The sequence below is a fragment of the Rhizobium sp. 42MFCr.1 genome (assembly GCF_000377185.1).
Classification (GTDB): Bacteria; Pseudomonadota; Alphaproteobacteria; order Rhizobiales; family Rhizobiaceae; genus Rhizobium; species Rhizobium altiplani.
Genome location: NZ_KB897855.1, coordinates 33,376 through 49,894, shown reverse-complemented (window position 1 = coordinate 49,894; position 16,519 = coordinate 33,376). Strand labels below are relative to the sequence as shown.

15 protein-coding genes are annotated in these 16,519 nt (G+C 61.2%); 9 read left to right on the top strand and 6 right to left on the bottom strand.

Annotated features, from left to right (window positions below):
- The first annotated feature begins 382 nt into the window (after positions 1 to 382).
- The 3 genes from hrpB (at position 383) to C934_RS0125805 (ending at position 4,833) form a co-directional block, all read left to right on the top strand.
- On the top strand, positions 383 to 2,848 hold the full coding sequence (hrpB, locus tag C934_RS34830; RefSeq protein ID WP_026372087.1) for an ATP-dependent helicase HrpB: 2,466 nt from the start codon (positions 383 to 385) through the stop codon (positions 2,846 to 2,848).
- A gap of 27 nt (positions 2,849 to 2,875) precedes the next feature.
- Positions 2,876 to 4,186, top strand: a complete 1,311-nt coding sequence (locus C934_RS34825; RefSeq protein WP_018859450.1) for an ActS/PrrB/RegB family redox-sensitive histidine kinase — start codon at positions 2,876 to 2,878, stop codon at positions 4,184 to 4,186.
- A 71-nt stretch (positions 4,187 to 4,257) separates the two neighbouring features.
- Positions 4,258 to 4,833: an ActR/PrrA/RegA family redox response regulator transcription factor gene (locus tag C934_RS0125805; protein ID WP_018859449.1), complete on the top strand. Its 576-nt coding sequence runs from the start codon at positions 4,258 to 4,260 to the stop codon at positions 4,831 to 4,833.
- Positions 4,834 to 4,835: 2 nt separating this feature from the next.
- Here the strand turns inward: C934_RS0125805 and C934_RS0125800 are convergent, their stop codons facing one another.
- Complete coding sequence (locus C934_RS0125800; RefSeq protein WP_026372086.1) at positions 4,836 to 5,330, bottom strand: MmcB family DNA repair protein; 495 nt, start codon at positions 5,328 to 5,330, stop codon at positions 4,836 to 4,838.
- A gap of 180 nt (positions 5,331 to 5,510) precedes the next feature.
- Between C934_RS0125800 and C934_RS0125795 the strand changes: the two genes are divergently transcribed.
- The gene (locus C934_RS0125795) at positions 5,511 to 6,197 is read left to right on the top strand and encodes a L,D-transpeptidase (RefSeq protein ID WP_018859447.1); all 687 of its coding nucleotides are present in this window, start codon (positions 5,511 to 5,513) and stop codon (positions 6,195 to 6,197) included.
- A 72-nt stretch (positions 6,198 to 6,269) separates the two neighbouring features.
- Here C934_RS0125795 and C934_RS0125790 read toward each other — a convergent pair whose 3' ends face one another.
- The 5 genes from C934_RS0125790 to hslV all read right to left on the bottom strand — a co-directional run bounded on the left by C934_RS0125790 (position 6,270) and on the right by hslV (position 13,002).
- Positions 6,270 to 8,438 carry a malate synthase G gene (locus C934_RS0125790; RefSeq protein ID WP_018859446.1) on the bottom strand — a complete coding sequence of 723 codons (2,169 nt, stop codon included), beginning with the start codon at positions 8,436 to 8,438 and terminating at the stop codon, positions 6,270 to 6,272.
- 89 nt (positions 8,439 to 8,527) lie between these two features.
- The gene (locus C934_RS0125785; protein ID WP_018859445.1) at positions 8,528 to 9,940 is read right to left on the bottom strand and encodes a cytochrome P450; all 1,413 of its coding nucleotides are present in this window, start codon (positions 9,938 to 9,940) and stop codon (positions 8,528 to 8,530) included.
- 52 nt (positions 9,941 to 9,992) lie between these two features.
- Complete coding sequence (locus tag C934_RS0125780; protein WP_026372085.1) at positions 9,993 to 10,940, bottom strand: DUF1402 family protein; 948 nt, start codon at positions 10,938 to 10,940, stop codon at positions 9,993 to 9,995.
- A gap of 187 nt (positions 10,941 to 11,127) precedes the next feature.
- Positions 11,128 to 12,435 carry an ATP-dependent protease ATPase subunit HslU gene (hslU, locus tag C934_RS0125775; protein ID WP_018859443.1) on the bottom strand — a complete coding sequence of 436 codons (1,308 nt, stop codon included), beginning with the start codon at positions 12,433 to 12,435 and terminating at the stop codon, positions 11,128 to 11,130.
- A gap of 39 nt (positions 12,436 to 12,474) precedes the next feature.
- Entirely contained in the window at positions 12,475 to 13,002 is a 528-nt protein-coding gene (gene hslV, locus C934_RS0125770; protein WP_018859442.1) for an ATP-dependent protease subunit HslV, read from the bottom strand.
- A 178-nt stretch (positions 13,003 to 13,180) separates the two neighbouring features.
- On the opposite strand from hslV, the gene hisB reads away from it, so the two are divergent.
- The 5 genes from hisB to hisF are packed head-to-tail and all read left to right on the top strand — an operon-like array spanning position 13,181 to position 16,504.
- Positions 13,181 to 13,789: an imidazoleglycerol-phosphate dehydratase HisB gene (gene hisB / locus C934_RS0125765; protein ID WP_018859441.1), complete on the top strand. Its 609-nt coding sequence runs from the start codon at positions 13,181 to 13,183 to the stop codon at positions 13,787 to 13,789.
- A gap of 23 nt (positions 13,790 to 13,812) precedes the next feature.
- On the top strand, positions 13,813 to 14,298 hold the full coding sequence (locus C934_RS0125760) for a DUF2628 domain-containing protein (protein WP_018859440.1): 486 nt from the start codon (positions 13,813 to 13,815) through the stop codon (positions 14,296 to 14,298).
- Positions 14,299 to 14,949 (top strand): imidazole glycerol phosphate synthase subunit HisH, encoded by a 651-nt coding sequence (hisH, locus tag C934_RS0125755; RefSeq protein WP_018859439.1) that lies wholly within the window; start codon positions 14,299 to 14,301, stop codon positions 14,947 to 14,949.
- Between the two features lie 26 nt (positions 14,950 to 14,975).
- On the top strand, positions 14,976 to 15,725 hold the full coding sequence (gene hisA, locus C934_RS0125750; protein WP_018859438.1) for a 1-(5-phosphoribosyl)-5-[(5-phosphoribosylamino)methylideneamino]imidazole-4-carboxamide isomerase: 750 nt from the start codon (positions 14,976 to 14,978) through the stop codon (positions 15,723 to 15,725).
- Positions 15,722 to 16,504, top strand: a complete 783-nt coding sequence (gene hisF / locus C934_RS0125745) for an imidazole glycerol phosphate synthase subunit HisF (RefSeq protein WP_018859437.1) — start codon at positions 15,722 to 15,724, stop codon at positions 16,502 to 16,504. The genes hisA and hisF overlap by 4 nt, the downstream gene beginning before the upstream one ends.
- The last annotated feature ends 15 nt before the right edge of the window (positions 16,505 to 16,519 follow it).

Here is a 16,519-nt window from a genome sequence, read left to right as displayed (position 1 = left end):
TCGTCGCCAGCAGCGCCGCCGCCCTCGTTCAGTGAGGGGGCTTATAGATCCTACCCCTTTTCTAAGTCAACAGCGCCAGACAAAGTTTTTTGACATTTTTGTAACAGATTGATTCGATTGAGATATATTCTGGAAGCGCGGTTTCGGATTGCTTTTGGTGCGGAGGCGGCGACCCCTGCCTGTGCTGTTTCGGTCGCCACCACTTTGGGCTGTGTCATTTGGGGCGGTTGGGCTCCGCCGCAGTCCGGATGTCGGCATGACTTGCACGCGATAGGGCAGCATCGGTAGTTTCGTTTTCGATCCGACACGTGGGGAATGACCGGCGCTTGTCCTGAATGGTGGGGGCCGGCACCATTCCCGCCAACGAAACGAAGACACCGACGTGACCCCTATGACTTCCTTGCCGGAGCTTCCGGTTTCGCATGTTCTTCCCGAAATCGGGGCAGCACTCGGTGCACAGGGGCGCGCAGTCCTTTCGGCGCCGCCGGGCGCCGGCAAGACGACGCTCGTACCGCTCTATCTGCTGAGGCAGGACTGGCGCGGCGACGGCAAGATCGTACTTCTCGAACCGCGGCGGCTGGCAGCACGCGCGGCCGCCAGCCGCATGGCCTCGCTGCTTGGCGAGACTGTGGGGGAAACGGTCGGCTATCGCATGCGGCTCGACACCAGGGTTTCCGCCAAGACCCGCATCGAGGTCGTGACCGAAGGCGTGTTCGCGCGCATGATCCTCGAGGATCCGGAACTCTCGGGTGTCTCGACCGTCATCTTCGACGAGTTTCATGAGCGCTCGCTGGACGCCGACTTCGGCCTGGCGTTGGCGCTCGACGTACAATCCGCCTTGCGCGACGACCTGCGCCTGCTGGTGATGTCGGCGACGCTTGACGTTGCGCGCGTTGCTGCGCTTCTCGACCAGCCGCCTGTTATCGAAAGCATGGGGCGAAGCTATCCGATTGACGTCCGCTACAAGGATCGGCCGGGCGGCGAACGCATAGAGGATGCGATGACGCGTGCGATCGTCGACGCCCATGCCAGTGAAAGCGGATCGATCCTCGCCTTCCTGCCCGGCCAGGCGGAGATCGCCCGCACGGCGGAGCGGCTCCAAGGACGCTTCGGGCCGGAGACACTGATTGCGCCCCTCTACGGCAACCTGACACAGAAAGAACAGGACGCGGCAATCCGACCGGCCGAAGGCGGGACGCGCAAGATCGTGCTCGCCACCTCGATTGCCGAGACATCGATCACCATCGACGGCGTACGGATCGTAATCGATAGCGGCTTGCAGCGGCTTCCGGTGTTCGAGGCCTCAACCGGCATCACACGGCTGGAAACGGTGCGCGTCTCTCGCGCCTCCGCCGACCAGCGTTCCGGGCGAGCCGGCCGAACCGAGCCCGGCATCGCCATCCGCCTCTGGCATCAGGGACAGACCGCGGCCTTGCCGGCTTTCACGCCGCCGCAGATTCTCTCCAGTGATCTCTCCGGTCTGGTCCTCGACCTTGCCCACTGGGGCGTTCAGGATGCCCGCGTGCTGTCCTTCGTCGACCAGCCGCCGGAGACGACGCTGGCGGAGGCGCGCGCGCTCCTGTTGCAACTCGGCGCGCTTGACAAGGACGGCGCACTCACCCCGCGCGGACGGATGATGCGTGACCTTGCGCTGCCGCCACGTTTGGCCGCCATGGTGATCTCAGCCGGCGAGACTGGGCAAGCGAGAGATGCGGCCGCCCTTGCCGTGCTGCTGACCGAACAGGGCCTCGGTGGTCCCGGTATTGACCTCGAGGAACGGATGCGACGCTTCCGGTCGGAACGAGGTGAGCGCGCGGAGGGCGCGCGCCAGCTGGCGGCTCGACTGGCCAAGGGTCTCGATGTCGCAAAGTCAACGGAACCGAGCCAGGCGGGACGCCTTCTGCTGCACGCCTTTCCCGACCGAATCGCGCTGCAACGCGGCGGCAGAGGCCGATTCCTGATGGCGAACGGGCGCGGTGCGGAGCTGCCGGAAACCGAGCGACTTGCCGGCACCCAGATGCTCGTCATCGCCGACTTGACCGGCCGGGCGGCGCAGGGGCGAATTCTGTCTGCAGCAGAGGTTTCGCGTGGCGAGATCGAGGAAGAGCTACCTGGCGCCATTTCCACCGACAATCAGGTCTTCTTCGACCGCCAGAGCCGGCAGGTCAGGGCCCGGCGCGCGACGCGGCTCGGCGCCATTGTCTTCGAGGAGACGCCACTGCCGCGTCCAACCGGCGAAGCCGTCAGCCGCGCGCTGGCGGTAGGCGTGCGCGAGCTGGGGCTGGAACTGCTGCCCTTTTCCAAGGAAGCCATGCAACTGCGTGAACGCATCGGCTTTCTTCATCGCAACATCGGCGATCCTTGGCCCGATGTCAGCGACCAGGCACTGCTTGCGCGGCTGGACGAGTGGTTCGTTCCCTACCAGACGGATGCCCGCGGGATTTCCGACATTTCCTCGTCTGCTCTTTCGAACGGGTTGATGGCGCTGATCCCGCACGAGCTGCAGCGGGATCTTTCCCGCCTCGCCCCGACGCATTTCGACGCGCCGACGGGACAGCGACATCCGATCCAGTACGACGGCGAGGAGCCGACTCTGACGATCCGCGTGCAGGAACTCTTCGGCCTCAAGCAGCACCCGGCAATTGGAGGCGGAAGGCTGCCGCTGCTTCTGGAACTGACGTCGCCCGCACACCGGCCGATCCAGACGACACGCGACCTGCCGGGCTTCTGGGCCGGATCGTGGAAGGACGTGCGCGCCGACATGCGCGGCCGCTATCCCAAGCACCCCTGGCCGGAACGGCCGGAGGACGCCCCGCCGACGACAAGGGCAAAACCGCGTGGTACATGAGCCCTAGCATGGCTCAAGGAATGTCAAATGGTCGATACTGTCGAAAGTTCGTCGGAAGAGGACAGGCACAACAGCAGGCGCCTGAGACTGCAGACGCTGGTGCGGCTGAGATGGCTTGCCGTCGGCGGCCAGGCCGTGACGGTGTTCATCGTTGCCTTCTGGCTGAAGTTTCCGCTTCCGCTTATTGCCTGCGGGTTGCTGATCGCGGCGCTGGCGGCGGTCAACTTCTACCTGATGATCCGCTATCCGCCGACGCACCGGCTCTACCCAGGCGCCGCCTTCGCACTGCTCGGTTTCGATCTTCTGCAGCTTTGCGCACTGCTCTTCATCACCGGCGGCCTTGCTAATCCCTTCGCCGCGCTCGTCTGCGTTCCCGTGATCATTTCATTCGCATCGCAGCCGATCCGCTTCAGCACGGTGCTCATTTTCATTGCGATGGTCTGCATCACCATCCTTGCCTTTTCACCCTTTCCCTTGCCGTGGTTCGACGGGGTCGAGATCAATGTGCACACGGTGATGCAGTTCGGCGTCTGGTGCTCGATCGCATCGACCATGGCCTTCGCCGCCTTCTATGCATACCGGGTCTCAATGGAGGCGAGCCAGCTCGCCGACGCGCTGGCGGCAACCGAACTCGTGCTGCAGCGGGAGAAACACCTTTCGCAGCTGGACGGTCTTGCCGCAGCAGCGGCACACGAACTCGGAACGCCGCTTGCCACCATCAGCGTGGTTGCCAAGGAAATGGAACGGGAACTGAAGGATGACGATCGCTTTCGCGAGGACGTGCAACTCCTGCGCAGCCAGAGCGAGCGCTGCCGCGACATCCTGCGGCGGCTGGCGACGCTCTCGGCAGAGGGCGAGGCCCATCTTCGGCGGCTGCCGCTCTCATCCATGATGGAAGAGATCGTGGCGCCGCACAGGGAGTTCGGGATCAAACTCGAGCTCATCGAGAAGAGCCCGCGCAAGGGCGAGCCTATCACCGACCGCAATGCCGGCATCATGTACGGGCTCGGCAATCTCATCGAGAACGCCGTCGACTACGCGCGCGACAAGGTAACGGTCACGGTCGAACACGATCTGAGAAAGGTCCGCATCACCATCGAGGACGATGGAGAGGGCTATTCTTCCGATATCCTGACCCGGATCGGCGAGCCCTACGTCACGAAGCGGCAACGGGAGGACCGGGCCGGTGGGCTGGGACTTGGCCTCTTTATCGCCAAGACGCTCCTGGAACGATCCGGCGCGTCGTTGGTCTTCGAGAACCGCATGCCGGAAGCCGCCGGAGCGCGTGTCCGTGTCGAATGGCCGCGCATGCTCATCGATGCGAATTCGACAAAATGACGCTATGGGCATAATGAAAAAGCTGAATAATTGACTTATATCAGGCGGGGCAGCCGCCGGGATTGATAGATATGAACGAGCTTGACCACGAATCCTCCCTCGCCAATGCGGATCATATCGGTCCGGACGCCAGCTTGCTGATCGTTGACGATGACGGTCCCTTCCTGCGCCGTCTGGCGCGCGCGATGGAGACACGCGGCTTCACGGTCGAGACAGCTGAGTCAGTCGCCGAGGGTGTTGCCAAGTCCAAGAGCCATCCACCGAAATATGCCGTCGTGGACCTGCGGCTTGGTGATGGCAACGGTCTGGACGTAATCGAGGCAATCCGCCAGCGCCGCGACGATACCCGGATCATCGTTCTGACCGGCTACGGCAATATTGCAACAGCCGTTACCGCTGTGAAGCTCGGCGCGGTCGATTACCTGGCAAAGCCCGCCGATGCGGACGACGTCTATGCCGCCCTGACGCAGCGGGCGGGCGAGAAAGCAGAGCTACCGGAAAACCCGATGTCAGCCGACCGTGTGCGTTGGGAGCATATCCAGCGGGTCTATGAAATGTGCGAGCGCAATGTTTCGGAGACCGCGCGGCGGCTCAATATGCATCGCCGCACGCTGCAGCGGATCCTCGCCAAGCGCGCGCCGAAATAACCCTAAATATCGTCGACCTCAAACGGCTTGCCGTTTGCCCATTCGGCCATCAGCAGGCGCTGGGCGGCTACGCGGGAGAAATTGAGCGTCACAGATTTACGCGTCGCTGGGGCAAGGCGATGTTCGGGCGCCTCGCGGATCATATGCGCGCCGTAGCCATCCGATAAAAACAACCCGCAGCCCTCGGGGAAAATCTCAAGCGGAACATCCTTGTGCGTGGCGAAAAACAGCCGATCACAATGCAGGCGATAGTCCGGCCACTTGCGGTCGACGCGAAAGTCCTCGATCGAGGTCTTGATCTCGATGATCCAGATTTCGCCCTTCTCCGAAATGGTGATCAGATCCGCCCGGCGTCCGCTCGCAAGCGACAGCTCCGGCAACACGGCGTGACGCATCTCATGAAGTAAAATCTGAGTCCCGCGCCGCACGAGCATAGCTCTGTCCGACTGCCGGCCGTCTATTAACGGATTGTTATTGTAAACACTCAAAATCGTCATGGATAACCGTAGGTCTGGCGCGCGCGTTGTTGCAAAAAAACCATGCGCTTCTAATTTGCCGCTGCGTATTGATTTTGCCGCACTGCAACAGCTTGCAAAGGCAAAGTTAATCGAAAATAAACCATAATCAAAGATGGTTCAAAAGACCGTTTCCCCTTGCCCATTTCCTAAGAGACATCCATGCGTATCCGCAATGCATTTCCTGTATTCGGCCTGATGGCGACGCTCGCTCTGGCCGGTTGCTCTTCGACTACCGAGAGCGCCTCCGTTGAAGACAAGGCCGTGCCGGGCCCGACCGTCCAGACCGCGCAGATCTTCGACGACGCCTATGGCGTGACGACGGATGCCGGATATTCGCTGCCGGCGATCCCGATCCAGAAGGTCAAGCCGCAGTTCCGCCGCCAGATCGTCTCTTACGAAACCACCGAGCGTCCGGGCACGATCATCGTCAACACCCGCGAGCGCTTCCTCTATTACATCCTGCCCGGCGGCAAGGCGATGCGCTACGGCATCGGTGTCGGCAAGCAGGGCTTCGCCTGGGCAGGCACGGCCTATGTCGCATGGAAGCAGGAATGGCCGACCTGGCATCCGCCGAAGGAAATGGCCGAGCGCAAGCCGGAAGTTGCCAAGTATGTCGAAGATGGCATGGGCCCTGGCCTCAGCAACCCGCTCGGCGCGCGCGCCATGTATCTCTTCAACGAAAAGGGTCAGGACACCCTCTTCCGCCTGCACGGCACGCCGGAATGGGCTTCGATCGGCACCGCGGCCTCCTCGGGCTGCATTCGTCTGATGAACCAGGACGTTATCGACCTCTACAGCCGCGTACGTCCGGGCAAGACGACTTCGAAGGTCATCGTTATCCAGTAAGCTGTTGCCGAAATGGGGTATTAGAAAGGCCGCCGGAACATTCTTTCGGCGGCCTTTTCTATTGATTTGTTCTTAAGCCTGCTTGCCCTTCAGTTCGAGGCGGCGGCGATGGAGGACAGGCTCGGTATAGCCGTTCGGCTGTGCCCTGCCCTTCAAGACAAGATCGAGTGCCGCCTGGAAGGCGATCGAACCGTCGAAATCGGTTGCCATTGGCACGTAGGCGGGATCGGATGCATTCTGCTGGTCGACAACTGCGGCCATGCGCTTCATCGTCTCGGCGATCTGCGCTTCGGTCGTGACCTTATGATGCAGCCAATTGGCCATATGCTGGGCGGAGATGCGCAGCGTCGCGCGGTCTTCCATAAGGCCGACATTGTTGATGTCGGGCACCTTGGAGCAGCCGACGCCCTGATCGACCCAGCGGACAACGTAACCGAGAATGCCCTGGGCATTGTTGTCGAGTTCGCGCTGGATTTCCTCCGGCGTCCAATTCGGACGAACCGCTACGGGGACTGAAAGAATATCGGAGAGCTTGGCGCGCGCACGGTCCTTCAGACCCTGTTGAACGCGGGCGACGTTGATGCGGTGATAATGGGTCGCGTGCAGCGTCGCAGCGGTTGGGGACGGAACCCAGGCAGTATTGGCGCCGGCTTTCGGGTGCGCGATTTTCTGCTCCAGCATCGCCGCCATCAGATCCGGCATGGCCCACATCCCCTTGCCGATCTGCGCATGGCCGGAAAGACCGCATTCAAGGCCGATGTCGACGTTCCAGTTCTCGTAGGCGCCGATCCAGGCAGCCTGCTTCATATCGCCCTTGCGGATCATTGGCCCGGCTTCCATCGAGGTATGGATTTCATCGCCGGTGCGGTCCAGGAAACCGGTGTTAATGAAGACGACGCGTTCTCGGGCGGCGCGGATGCACTCCTTGAGATTGACGGTAGTGCGCCGCTCCTCGTCCATAATGCCCATCTTGATGGTATTGCGCGCCATGCCGAGGGCATCCTCGACGCGCGAAAAGATCTCGGCAGCGAAGGCGACTTCCTCGGGTCCATGCATCTTTGGCTTGACGACATAGACCGAACCGGCGCGGGAATTCTTGCGCCGGCCATTGGGGCCGACGTCGTAGAGCGCAATCATGCCGGTGATCATGGCGTCCATGATCCCTTCCGGCACTTCGTTGCCGTCACGATCGAGGATGGCGGGATTCGTCATGAGATGGCCGACGTTGCGCACGAGCATCAGCGACCGGCGATGCACTTCGAAGGGCGTACCGGTCGGGCCGCTGTACTCCAAATCGGGATTGAGCTTGCGGATGAAGCTCGAGCCACCCTTGGACACCTCCTCCTGCAGGTCGCCCTTCATGAGGCCGAGCCAATTGCGATAGACGACGACCTTGTCTTCGGCGTCAACTGCTGCAACCGAGTCCTCGCAGTCCATGATCGTCGTAATCGCCGATTCCAGCCAGACGTCGGAGATGTGCGCCGGATCGCTCTTGCCGATGGCGGTCGAGGCGTCGATGACGATGTCGATATGGATGCCGTTGTTCTTTAACAGGATCTGCGTCGGCGCCGCGGCATCGCCCAGATAGCCGGCAAAATGCGCCGCATCGGTCAGCGAAACATGCTCGCCGTCGGTCGAAGTGATGACGAGTGCACCATCCCTGACAGCAAAGGTCGCGACATCCTTCCAGTTCCAGCTGTCGAGCGGAGCAGCGGTATCGAGGAAATTGCGAACCCAGCCGATGACCTTCTCGCCGCGCTGCGGATTGTAGCTCTTGCCCTTTTCGGCGCCATCGCTCTCGGGAATCGCATCGGTCCCGTAAAGCGCATCGTAGAGCGAGCCCCAGCGCGCGTTGGCGGCGTTCAGCGCATAGCGCGCATTCATGACGGGAACGACGAGCTGCGGACCGGCGATCGAGGCGATCTCGGGATCAACGTTGGCGGTCGATACCTGAAAATCGGAGCCTTCCGGCAGGATATAGCCGATATCCCGCAGAAACGCCTGGTACGCTTCCATGTCGGTCGGCGCGCCATGCTGACGGTACCAATCATCGATTCGAAGCTGAAGTGCATCGCGCTTGGTAAGCAGTTCGCGGTTGCGCGGAGCCAGATCGTGAACGATGGCCGAGAAATCTGCAAAGAACTTGTCGGCATCGATCTGCAGGCCGGGCAACGCCTCCTTCACCAGGAACTCATGAAGGACGGCTTCAACAGCAAGACCGTTTTTATCGATGCGGCTCATTCAATGTCTCCCAAGACCACGGCAGCTTTTTCATGCTGCCACTTTGCGCGGCTTTCATTCATAGTCAATTATGCAATAATTCGAAAGATTTATGCCGCTACGGACAAAGACCGCGGCGTGACGCGCATCGGCAGGCCGTTTTGCGGCTGCGTCGTCAGTTTCTGAACCGGCCATGGCCTTGTCTTGTCCGTCATATCGAAGCGGAACCGGTGCATCAGCACGGCCAGAGCGATAACAGCCTCCTGCAGGGCAAAGGTCGCGCCGATGCAGACCCGCGGACCCGCGCCGAACGGGAGGAACTGGAAACGCCCGATCTTGGCGCGATTCTCCGGCAGGAACCGTTCCGGGATATAGGCGCGTGGCTTGTCCCAATAGAGCTCGTGACGATGGAGCGTCCACGGCATGATGAGAACGGTGACTCCGGCCTCGATCTCGACCGTTTCGCCTTTCGCATCGGTCCAGCGATCGGCGGCGATGGCGGCGCGATTGATCGACGGCGCCGGCGGATAGAGCCGCAGCGCCTCCTCGAAGGCGGCACGCGTGTAAGGCATCAGATCGAGCCATTTTACCGGCTCGACATCCTGGGCCAGCACGCGATCGATCTCCTCCTCCATCGCCTCGCGGATGTGCGGCGTGTTGGCGACGCAATAGAGCGTCCAGGCGAGCGCCCGCGCCGTCGTTTCGTGGCCCGCGCCGATGAAGGTGAGAATATTGTCTTCGATCTCGTCGTTCGTCAGCCCGCCGGTTGCAGCCTGATCAAGGAGCAAGGTCAGAAAGTCGTCCGGCGCGGAGGCTCGATCGGCTTGCATACGCGCGAGCCGGGCATCCATGGTCTGGCGCACGATGTTTCGGAACTTGTCCAGCACCTTTTGACCGCCGATGCGGGTGACGCGCGGAACCCATGAGGGCGCGCGCAGGAGATCCATCGGGTCGACGCGCCCCATGCGGTGGAGGAGTGCGTTTACGTCGTCGGCAAAGCTATCGGAGGAGGTGACGATCTCGCCTGAGAACAGCGTATCGGCGAGCATGGCGAAGGTCAGTTCCGTCATGTCGGCGGCAATCTCGAAGACCTTGCCGTCTCTGCCAGCGGATTCGTATTTTATCGCGTAGTCCTCGGACTGGCGAAGCATCTGCCCGGCGAAGCCGTTTGCGTGGCGCGGCGTGAAGACCGGTGATACCGCCTTGCGGGATCGCTTCCAAACCTCTCCTTCCGCCGTCAGCAGGCCGTCACGCAGGATCGGGCGCAAGATGAGTTGGCGAATATCCGACATGCGGTAGTTCGTGGCATTGTCGACGAGAACATGGCGGATCAAACCGGGATCATTGACGATCAGGGTTCTTTCCCGAAAGAACCGTGTCTGGATCCACGGCAGCGTGTAGGAAGGCTCGCCCCAGAGCTCCAGCGGATTGCGCAGGATGGTGCGGATGATCTCAAGGCGGCTCGGTGGCACCGTGCGGGGCAACGGTGCCGGAGGTTCAAAGGGATCCGGACGCATGTCCATGAGAATTCAGCCTTTCGCGGAAGATTCTAAACTCTTCCCGGCAAGGCGGAAGCTAGAGCAGGCGCTCCAACTCGTCCAGCTTGTCGTTGACCAACCAGCCGTAATAGTTTTCCTCCGGCCAGACGGTTTCGCCTGAAGCGCGGTTCTTGGCCGCCAGGGCCGCCGCGCGCTGGCGCGAATTGCCGACATTATAGAGGGTGGCGGTCAGGCCCGGATTCTTGGAAATGTCCATGTCGGCGATCTGTTTGTAATCGTCGATCGAGCGGCGGATGGAGGCAGCGACGAAGGCAAGCGAGATATCGGGCTCCATGATTGCCTTGTAGACGGCACCGGCGTCCCTCTCGTTCAGCTTTTCATAACCTGAGACCTTGGAGACGAGATCCGAGAGCATCAGCGCGGTCAGCGGGTTGATCTGGCCGAGGCCGAAGGTCTGACCAGCGTAGAAGGGCTGAAAGAAGACGGCACTGAAGCGGTTGTTCGGGTAGCTCTTGCCACCGACCGTCTTGCCTCGGAAGTCCCTTTCCCAGACGTCCTCACGGCAACTCCACAACGTGTAGGAATCGCCCTTGCCGCTACATTCAGCAAACTCCGGCCGCTTGACGAAATCGTCCACGTCCTCGCCATCATAGGCGAAACGGAAACTCTGGCCGGCATAGGAAGCGGCCTTCACGTAATAGGATTGCAGGCGGTCATAGGCGTCGACATTGTAGGTATGCTCGCCGACGATCGCACCGACCACGTGGATCGGGTCGATGCCATAAGCGGCCGAAACTTTCTTGATCTTGCCCATCAGTTCGTGATCCGTGGCCAAGAGGTCACGGACCTTCTCGTATTTCCGATCGAACGAGCTCTTCGTGCCTTTGGTGCGACGAACCGAGGCGTCCGGAACATCCGGTTGCTCGGCATGACGATTACCTGACGGCACCACCTGCATGGCAAAAGCAGGCACCGAGGTCAGCACCGCAGCAACAATCAGGAGGCTTGTCATAAGGCGTCGCACGATCAGCATTCCCATCATTTTGGCATTGTCGCGAAGCGCGCTGACTGGACCACAATCTTGGCCGAATAATGCTGGCGCCGATAACGAGACGGGCCCTTCACTAAAAAGTAAAGGGCCCGCTGTCGAGAGTCCAAGCTGTCAAAATCGCGGCGTCACATCAGTAAGGACAGGACCCGATGCTTGTTCATCACAGAATGAACCGGGACAGATCTGTGTTCTGCGCCAGGTCACCGACGTGCTCTCGGACGTAGTCGGCGTCAATCGTCACGGTCGAGCCGCCGCGATCCGGAGCATTGAACGAGATTTCGTCCAGAACGCGCTCCATGACGGTCTGAAGGCGACGGGCGCCGATGTTTTCGACAGACGAATTCAAGTGGACGGCCACATCAGCCAGGGCATCAATGCCATTGTCAGTGAATTCGAGGGTGAGGCCTTCCGTTTCCATCAGCGCCTTGTACTGCCTGATAAGACTCGCCTCGGTTTCCGTCAGGATACGGCGGAAGTCTTCCTTTGTGAGCGCGCGCAGTTCGACGCGGATCGGCAGACGACCCTGCAATTCCGGCAACAGATCGGACGGCTTGGAGACATGGAATGCGCCGGAGGCGATGAAAAGGACGTGGTCCGTCTTCACCGGCCCGTACTTCGTCGACACCGTCGTTCCTTCGACCAGGGGAAGCAGGTCGCGCTGCACGCCTTCGCGCGAAACGCCGGCACCCATGCCGCCGTCGCGAGCGGCGATCTTGTCGATCTCGTCGAGGAAGACGATGCCGTCATTCTCGACCGCACGAACCGCCTCGCGCTGGATAACTTCGTTGTCGATCAGCTTGTCGGACTCGTCGCGGATCAGATCCGTGTAGGATGCCTTGACCGTCGTGCGGACCTTCTTGGTGCGGCCACCCATCGCCTTCCCGAACATTTCGGAGAGGTTGAGCACGCCGATATTTGCGCCCGGCATGCCGGGAATGTCGAAGCCACCCATGCCGGTACCGGTGTCGGCGATCTCGATATCGATCTCCTTGTCATCAAGTTCACCGTTGCGCAGCTTCTTGCGGAAGCTGTCACGGGTCGCCGGCGAGGCCGTGGCGCCGACGAGCGCATCGAGAACGCGTTCCTCGGCGCTCATATGCGCCTTTGCCTGCACTTCGCTCCGCTTCTTCTCGCGTGCGAGCCCGATGCCGACCTCGACGAGATCGCGGATGATCTGCTCCACGTCGCGTCCGACGTAACCGACTTCGGTGAACTTGGTCGCTTCAACCTTGATGAAGGGCGCGCCCGCCAGCTTGGCGAGACGGCGAGAGATTTCCGTCTTGCCGACACCGGTCGGGCCGATCATCAGGATGTTCTTTGGCATCACTTCGTCGCGTAGATCCGGATCGAGCTGGTGGCGACGCCAACGGTTGCGCAGCGCGATCGCCACCGCGCGCTTGGCCTCATGCTGGCCGATGATGTAGCGGTCAAGTTCGGAAACGATCTCGCGGGGGGAAAATGTGGTCATATCGAATATCCCATCGGGGCGTGAATCTTTGAAACCGGGTCAAGCTTCGGCGTCGAGCGTTTCCACCACCACATTATGGTTCGTGTAGACGCAAATATCGGCGGCAATATCGAGGGCGCGACGCGCGACCTCTTCGGCGGATTTGTCTGTGTCCATCAGGGCGCGGGCCGCAGCGAGCGCATAATTGCCACCCGAACCGATCGCCATGGCGCCGTGCTCCGGCTCGAGAACATCGCCGTTGCCTGTTATCGCCAGCGTCACCTGCTTGTCAGCGACGAGCATCATGGCTTCGAGGTTGCGGAGATACTTGTCCGTGCGCCAATCCTTGGCAAGCTCGACGGCGGCGCGCATCAGCTGCCCCGGATATTGCTCGAGCTTCTTTTCGAGGCGTTCGAGGAGCGTGAACGCATCCGCAGTGGCGCCTGCGAAACCGGCAATAACCTCGCCCTTGCCGATGCGCCGCACCTTGCGGGCGTTGCCCTTCATCACGGTCTGGCCGAGGCTTACCTGACCATCGCCGGCCATGATGACCTTACCGCCCTTTCGAACTGTAATAATCGTTGTCATCTATTCACCTTTGCCCGTCTGCCGGGCTTGTTGAGTCGGGCCGAACGCCGGCCCTGTCGAGCCCTATGTAAGTGCGTGAATGCCGATTGCAAATGGCGTCTTTTTCTGCTGCCGCGGTTCTGGATATTTCGCGGCACGCCTGATAAGGAACGCCCGTATTTCCCGATGGAGCAGCCTTATGGCCGAGACCGCAGCAAGCCGCACGGGTACCGTGTCCCGCAAGACGAACGAGACTTCGGTTTCCGTTTCCGTCAATCTCGACGGCACCGGAAAGTCGAAAATTTCGACTGGCGTCGGCTTCTTCGACCATATGCTCGACCAGCTGTCACGACATTCGCTGATCAACATGGAAATCGAGACCAAGGGCGATCTCCATATCGACGACCACCATACAGTGGAAGACACCGGTATCGCGATCGGCCAGGCGATTGCCAAGGCACTCGGCGACCGCCGCGGCATCACGCGCTATGCATCGATCGACCTCGCCATGGACGAGACGATGACGAAGGCAGCCGTCGACCTCTCCGGTCGCCCCTTCCTTGTCTGGAACGTCACCTTCAGTGCGCCGAAGATCGGCACGTTCGACACCGAACTCGTTCGCGAATTCTTCCAGGCGCTTGCCCAGAACGCCGGCATCACCTTGCATATTCTCAACCATTATGGTGCCAACAACCACCATATTGCAGAGACGTGCTTCAAGGCCGTTGCCCGCGCGCTGCGTACGGCGACAGAGATCGATCCGAGACAGGCGGGCCGTGTTCCCTCGACGAAGGGCACGCTCGTCTGAGCCCCCTGAGGGAGCTTGACGACATGACTTCCAGCTATCTGGTTCTGACTGCGCCTAGCGGAACAGACTCCAACCACGAGAAGACGCGCTTCATTCGCGACGGTTTTACCGTGCTCGGGTTTCTCTTCCCCTGGATATGGCTGGCCTTCCACCAGCTGTGGCTCTACGCCATCGCGGCATTTCTCCTGCAAAGCCTTGGCGGTGCGCTGGCAGACCGCGTAGACCTCTGGCCCGTCGGCGTTGCGATCACCTTCGGCACCAGTCTGCTGGTGGCGCTCGAGGGCCAGAATCTTCGCATCCGCAATCTGGTTGCGAAGGGCTGGGCTGAGGCCGACCTCGTTTCCGCCGACTCGCTGCAGACCGCAGAAGAAATCTACTTTTTGAATGTCCAGACCGACGCCGACGACAGCCGCCCGGCGCCGTCGCCGCAATGGGATCCCGCAGCCCAAGCCCCGCGACACGACAACGCCACCTCGCTCGGTCTCTTTGGTTTTGATGGAGGACGCTGAATGCGCGTCGCAATTATAGACTACGGTTCCGGCAACCTGCGTTCGGCGACGAAGGCCTTCGAACGGGCCGCACGGGAAGTCGGCATCGATGCCGTGATCGATCTGACCGACAAGGCCGAGGTTGTAGCCGCCGCCGATCGCGTGGTGCTGCCGGGTGTTGGCGCCTATGCCGACTGCCGACGCGGCCTCGATGCCGTTTCCGGCATGTCGGACGCTCTGATCGATGTGGTTGAGAAGAAGGCCCGGCCCTTCCTTGGTATTTGCGTCGGCATGCAGCTGATGTCATCGCGCGGTCTCGAGAAGACCGTCACGGATGGCTTTGGCTGGATACCCGGCGATGTCGTCGAAATGACGCCAGGTGATGCCAATCTGAAGATTCCACAGATCGGCTGGAATACGCTGGATCTGAAATCCCCCCACCCGTTGTTCGACGGCATTCCGACGGGGCCGAACGGGCTGCATGCCTATTTTGTGCATTCCTACCATCTGGCGGCGAAAAACCCCGCCGACGTGCTCGCGACGGCCGATTACGGCGGCCCGATCACCGCCTTCGTCGGTCGCGACAACATGGCCGGAGCCCAGTTCCATCCCGAAAAGAGCCAGAATCTCGGCCTCGCCCTGATTGCCAATTTCCTGCGCTGGAAGCCTTGAGCTCGCGCATTGCAAGGACTGACAGAATGATCCTATTTCCCGCAATCGACCTCAAGGATGGGCAGTGCGTTCGCCTCAAGCTTGGCGATATGGACCAGGCAACCGTCTACAATCCCGATCCCGGAGCCCAGGCGAAGGCCTTTGAAGACCAGGGATTCGAATGGCTGCATGTCGTTGACTTGAATGGCGCCTTTGCTGGCGAAAGCGTCAACGGCGCTGCTGTCGACGCGATCCTGAAGGCAACGAAGAACCCCGTTCAGCTTGGTGGCGGCATCCGTACACTCGACCATATCGAGAATTGGCTGTCGCGCGGCCTTGCCCGCGTCATTCTCGGAACGATCGCCGTGCGCGATCCTGCGCTCGTGATTGAAGCCTGCAAGAAGTTTCCCGGCCGTGTTGCTGTCGGAATCGATGCCAAGGGCGGCAAAGTCGCAGTCGAAGGTTGGGCCGAGGCCTCCGAGCTCGGCGTCATCGAGCTCGCGAAGAAGTTCGAGGGCGCCGGTGTTGCCGCGATCATCTACACCGACATCGACCGCGACGGCATCCTTGCCGGCATCAACTGGTCGTCGACGCTCGAGCTTGCCGAAGCCGTATCGATCCCCGTCATCGCGTCCGGCGGCCTTGCTTCGATCGAGGACGTGAAGCGGATGCTCGAGCTTGACGCACGCAAGCTCGAGGGTGCGATTTCCGGCCGCGCGCTCTATGATGGACGCATCGACCCGAAAGAAGCGCTGGCGCTGATTTCAGCCGCACGCGCAAAGGAGACTGCGCAATGACCCTCAAGGCTCGCGTCATTCCCTGCCTCGACGTCAAGGACGGCCGCGTCGTCAAGGGTGTCAACTTCGTCAATCTGGTAGATGCCGGAGACCCGGTCGAGGCCGCCAAGGCCTACGATGCCGCCGGCGCCGACGAACTTTGCTTTCTCGACATTACCGCTTCCTCGGACAATCGCGAGACGATCTTCGATGTCGTCGCTCGCACCGCCGAGCAATGCTTCATGCCTGTCACCGTCGGCGGCGGCGTTCGCACCATCGCTGACATTCGCAAGCTGCTGCTTTGTGGCGCGGACAAGATCTCTATCAACTCGGCCGCCGTCAACAATCCGGATTTCGTTGCGGAGGCCGCCGACAAGTTCGGCGACCAGTGCATCGTCGTCTCGATCGACGCCAAGCGGCGGACAGTGCCTGTCCAAGGCGATGTCAGCGCCTGGGAGATCTATACGCATGGTGGCCGCAATGCGACCGGCATCGATGCCGTGGATTTCGCTCGGAAAATGGTCGAGCGTGGCGCCGGCGAGCTGCTTGTTACCTCAATGGACCGGGACGGGACGAAGGTCGGCTACGATCTCGAACTGACGCGTGCCATAGCGGATTCGGTTCGGGTGCCGGTGATAGCTTCGGGCGGCGTCGGCGACCTCGATGATCTCGTGGCCGGGGTCAAGCAAGGACATGCCAATGCCGTTCTGGCTGCTTCGATCTTCCACTTTGGTACCTATTCCGTCGGGGAAGCGAAGCGCTATATGTCGTCGTGCGGCATCGACATGCGTCTGGACTGAGTGGAAAGCGGAATC

What these genes read in the sequence shown, in the direction of transcription:
- C934_RS34825 (WP_018859450.1), top strand. Translation starts at nt 2,876, where the DNA reads ATGGTCGATACTGTCGAAAGTTCGTCGGAAGAGGACAGGCACAACAGC.
- C934_RS0125805 (WP_018859449.1), top strand. Translation starts at nt 4,258, where the DNA reads ATGAACGAGCTTGACCACGAATCCTCCCTCGCCAATGCGGATCATATC.
- C934_RS0125800 (WP_026372086.1), bottom strand. Translation starts at nt 5,330, where the DNA reads ATGACGATTTTGAGTGTTTACAATAACAATCCGTTAATAGACGGCCGG.
- C934_RS0125795 (WP_018859447.1), top strand. Translation starts at nt 5,511, where the DNA reads ATGCGTATCCGCAATGCATTTCCTGTATTCGGCCTGATGGCGACGCTC.
- C934_RS0125790 (WP_018859446.1), bottom strand. Translation starts at nt 8,438, where the DNA reads ATGAGCCGCATCGATAAAAACGGTCTTGCTGTTGAAGCCGTCCTTCAT.
- C934_RS0125785 (WP_018859445.1), bottom strand. Translation starts at nt 9,940, where the DNA reads ATGGACATGCGTCCGGATCCCTTTGAACCTCCGGCACCGTTGCCCCGC.
- hslU (WP_018859443.1), bottom strand. Translation starts at nt 12,435, where the DNA reads ATGACCACATTTTCCCCCCGCGAGATCGTTTCCGAACTTGACCGCTAC.
- hslV (WP_018859442.1), bottom strand. Translation starts at nt 13,002, where the DNA reads ATGACAACGATTATTACAGTTCGAAAGGGCGGTAAGGTCATCATGGCC.
- hisB (WP_018859441.1), top strand. Translation starts at nt 13,181, where the DNA reads ATGGCCGAGACCGCAGCAAGCCGCACGGGTACCGTGTCCCGCAAGACG.
- C934_RS0125760 (WP_018859440.1), top strand. Translation starts at nt 13,813, where the DNA reads ATGACTTCCAGCTATCTGGTTCTGACTGCGCCTAGCGGAACAGACTCC.
- hisH (WP_018859439.1), top strand. Translation starts at nt 14,299, where the DNA reads ATGCGCGTCGCAATTATAGACTACGGTTCCGGCAACCTGCGTTCGGCG.
- hisA (WP_018859438.1), top strand. Translation starts at nt 14,976, where the DNA reads ATGATCCTATTTCCCGCAATCGACCTCAAGGATGGGCAGTGCGTTCGC.
- hisF (WP_018859437.1), top strand. Translation starts at nt 15,722, where the DNA reads ATGACCCTCAAGGCTCGCGTCATTCCCTGCCTCGACGTCAAGGACGGC.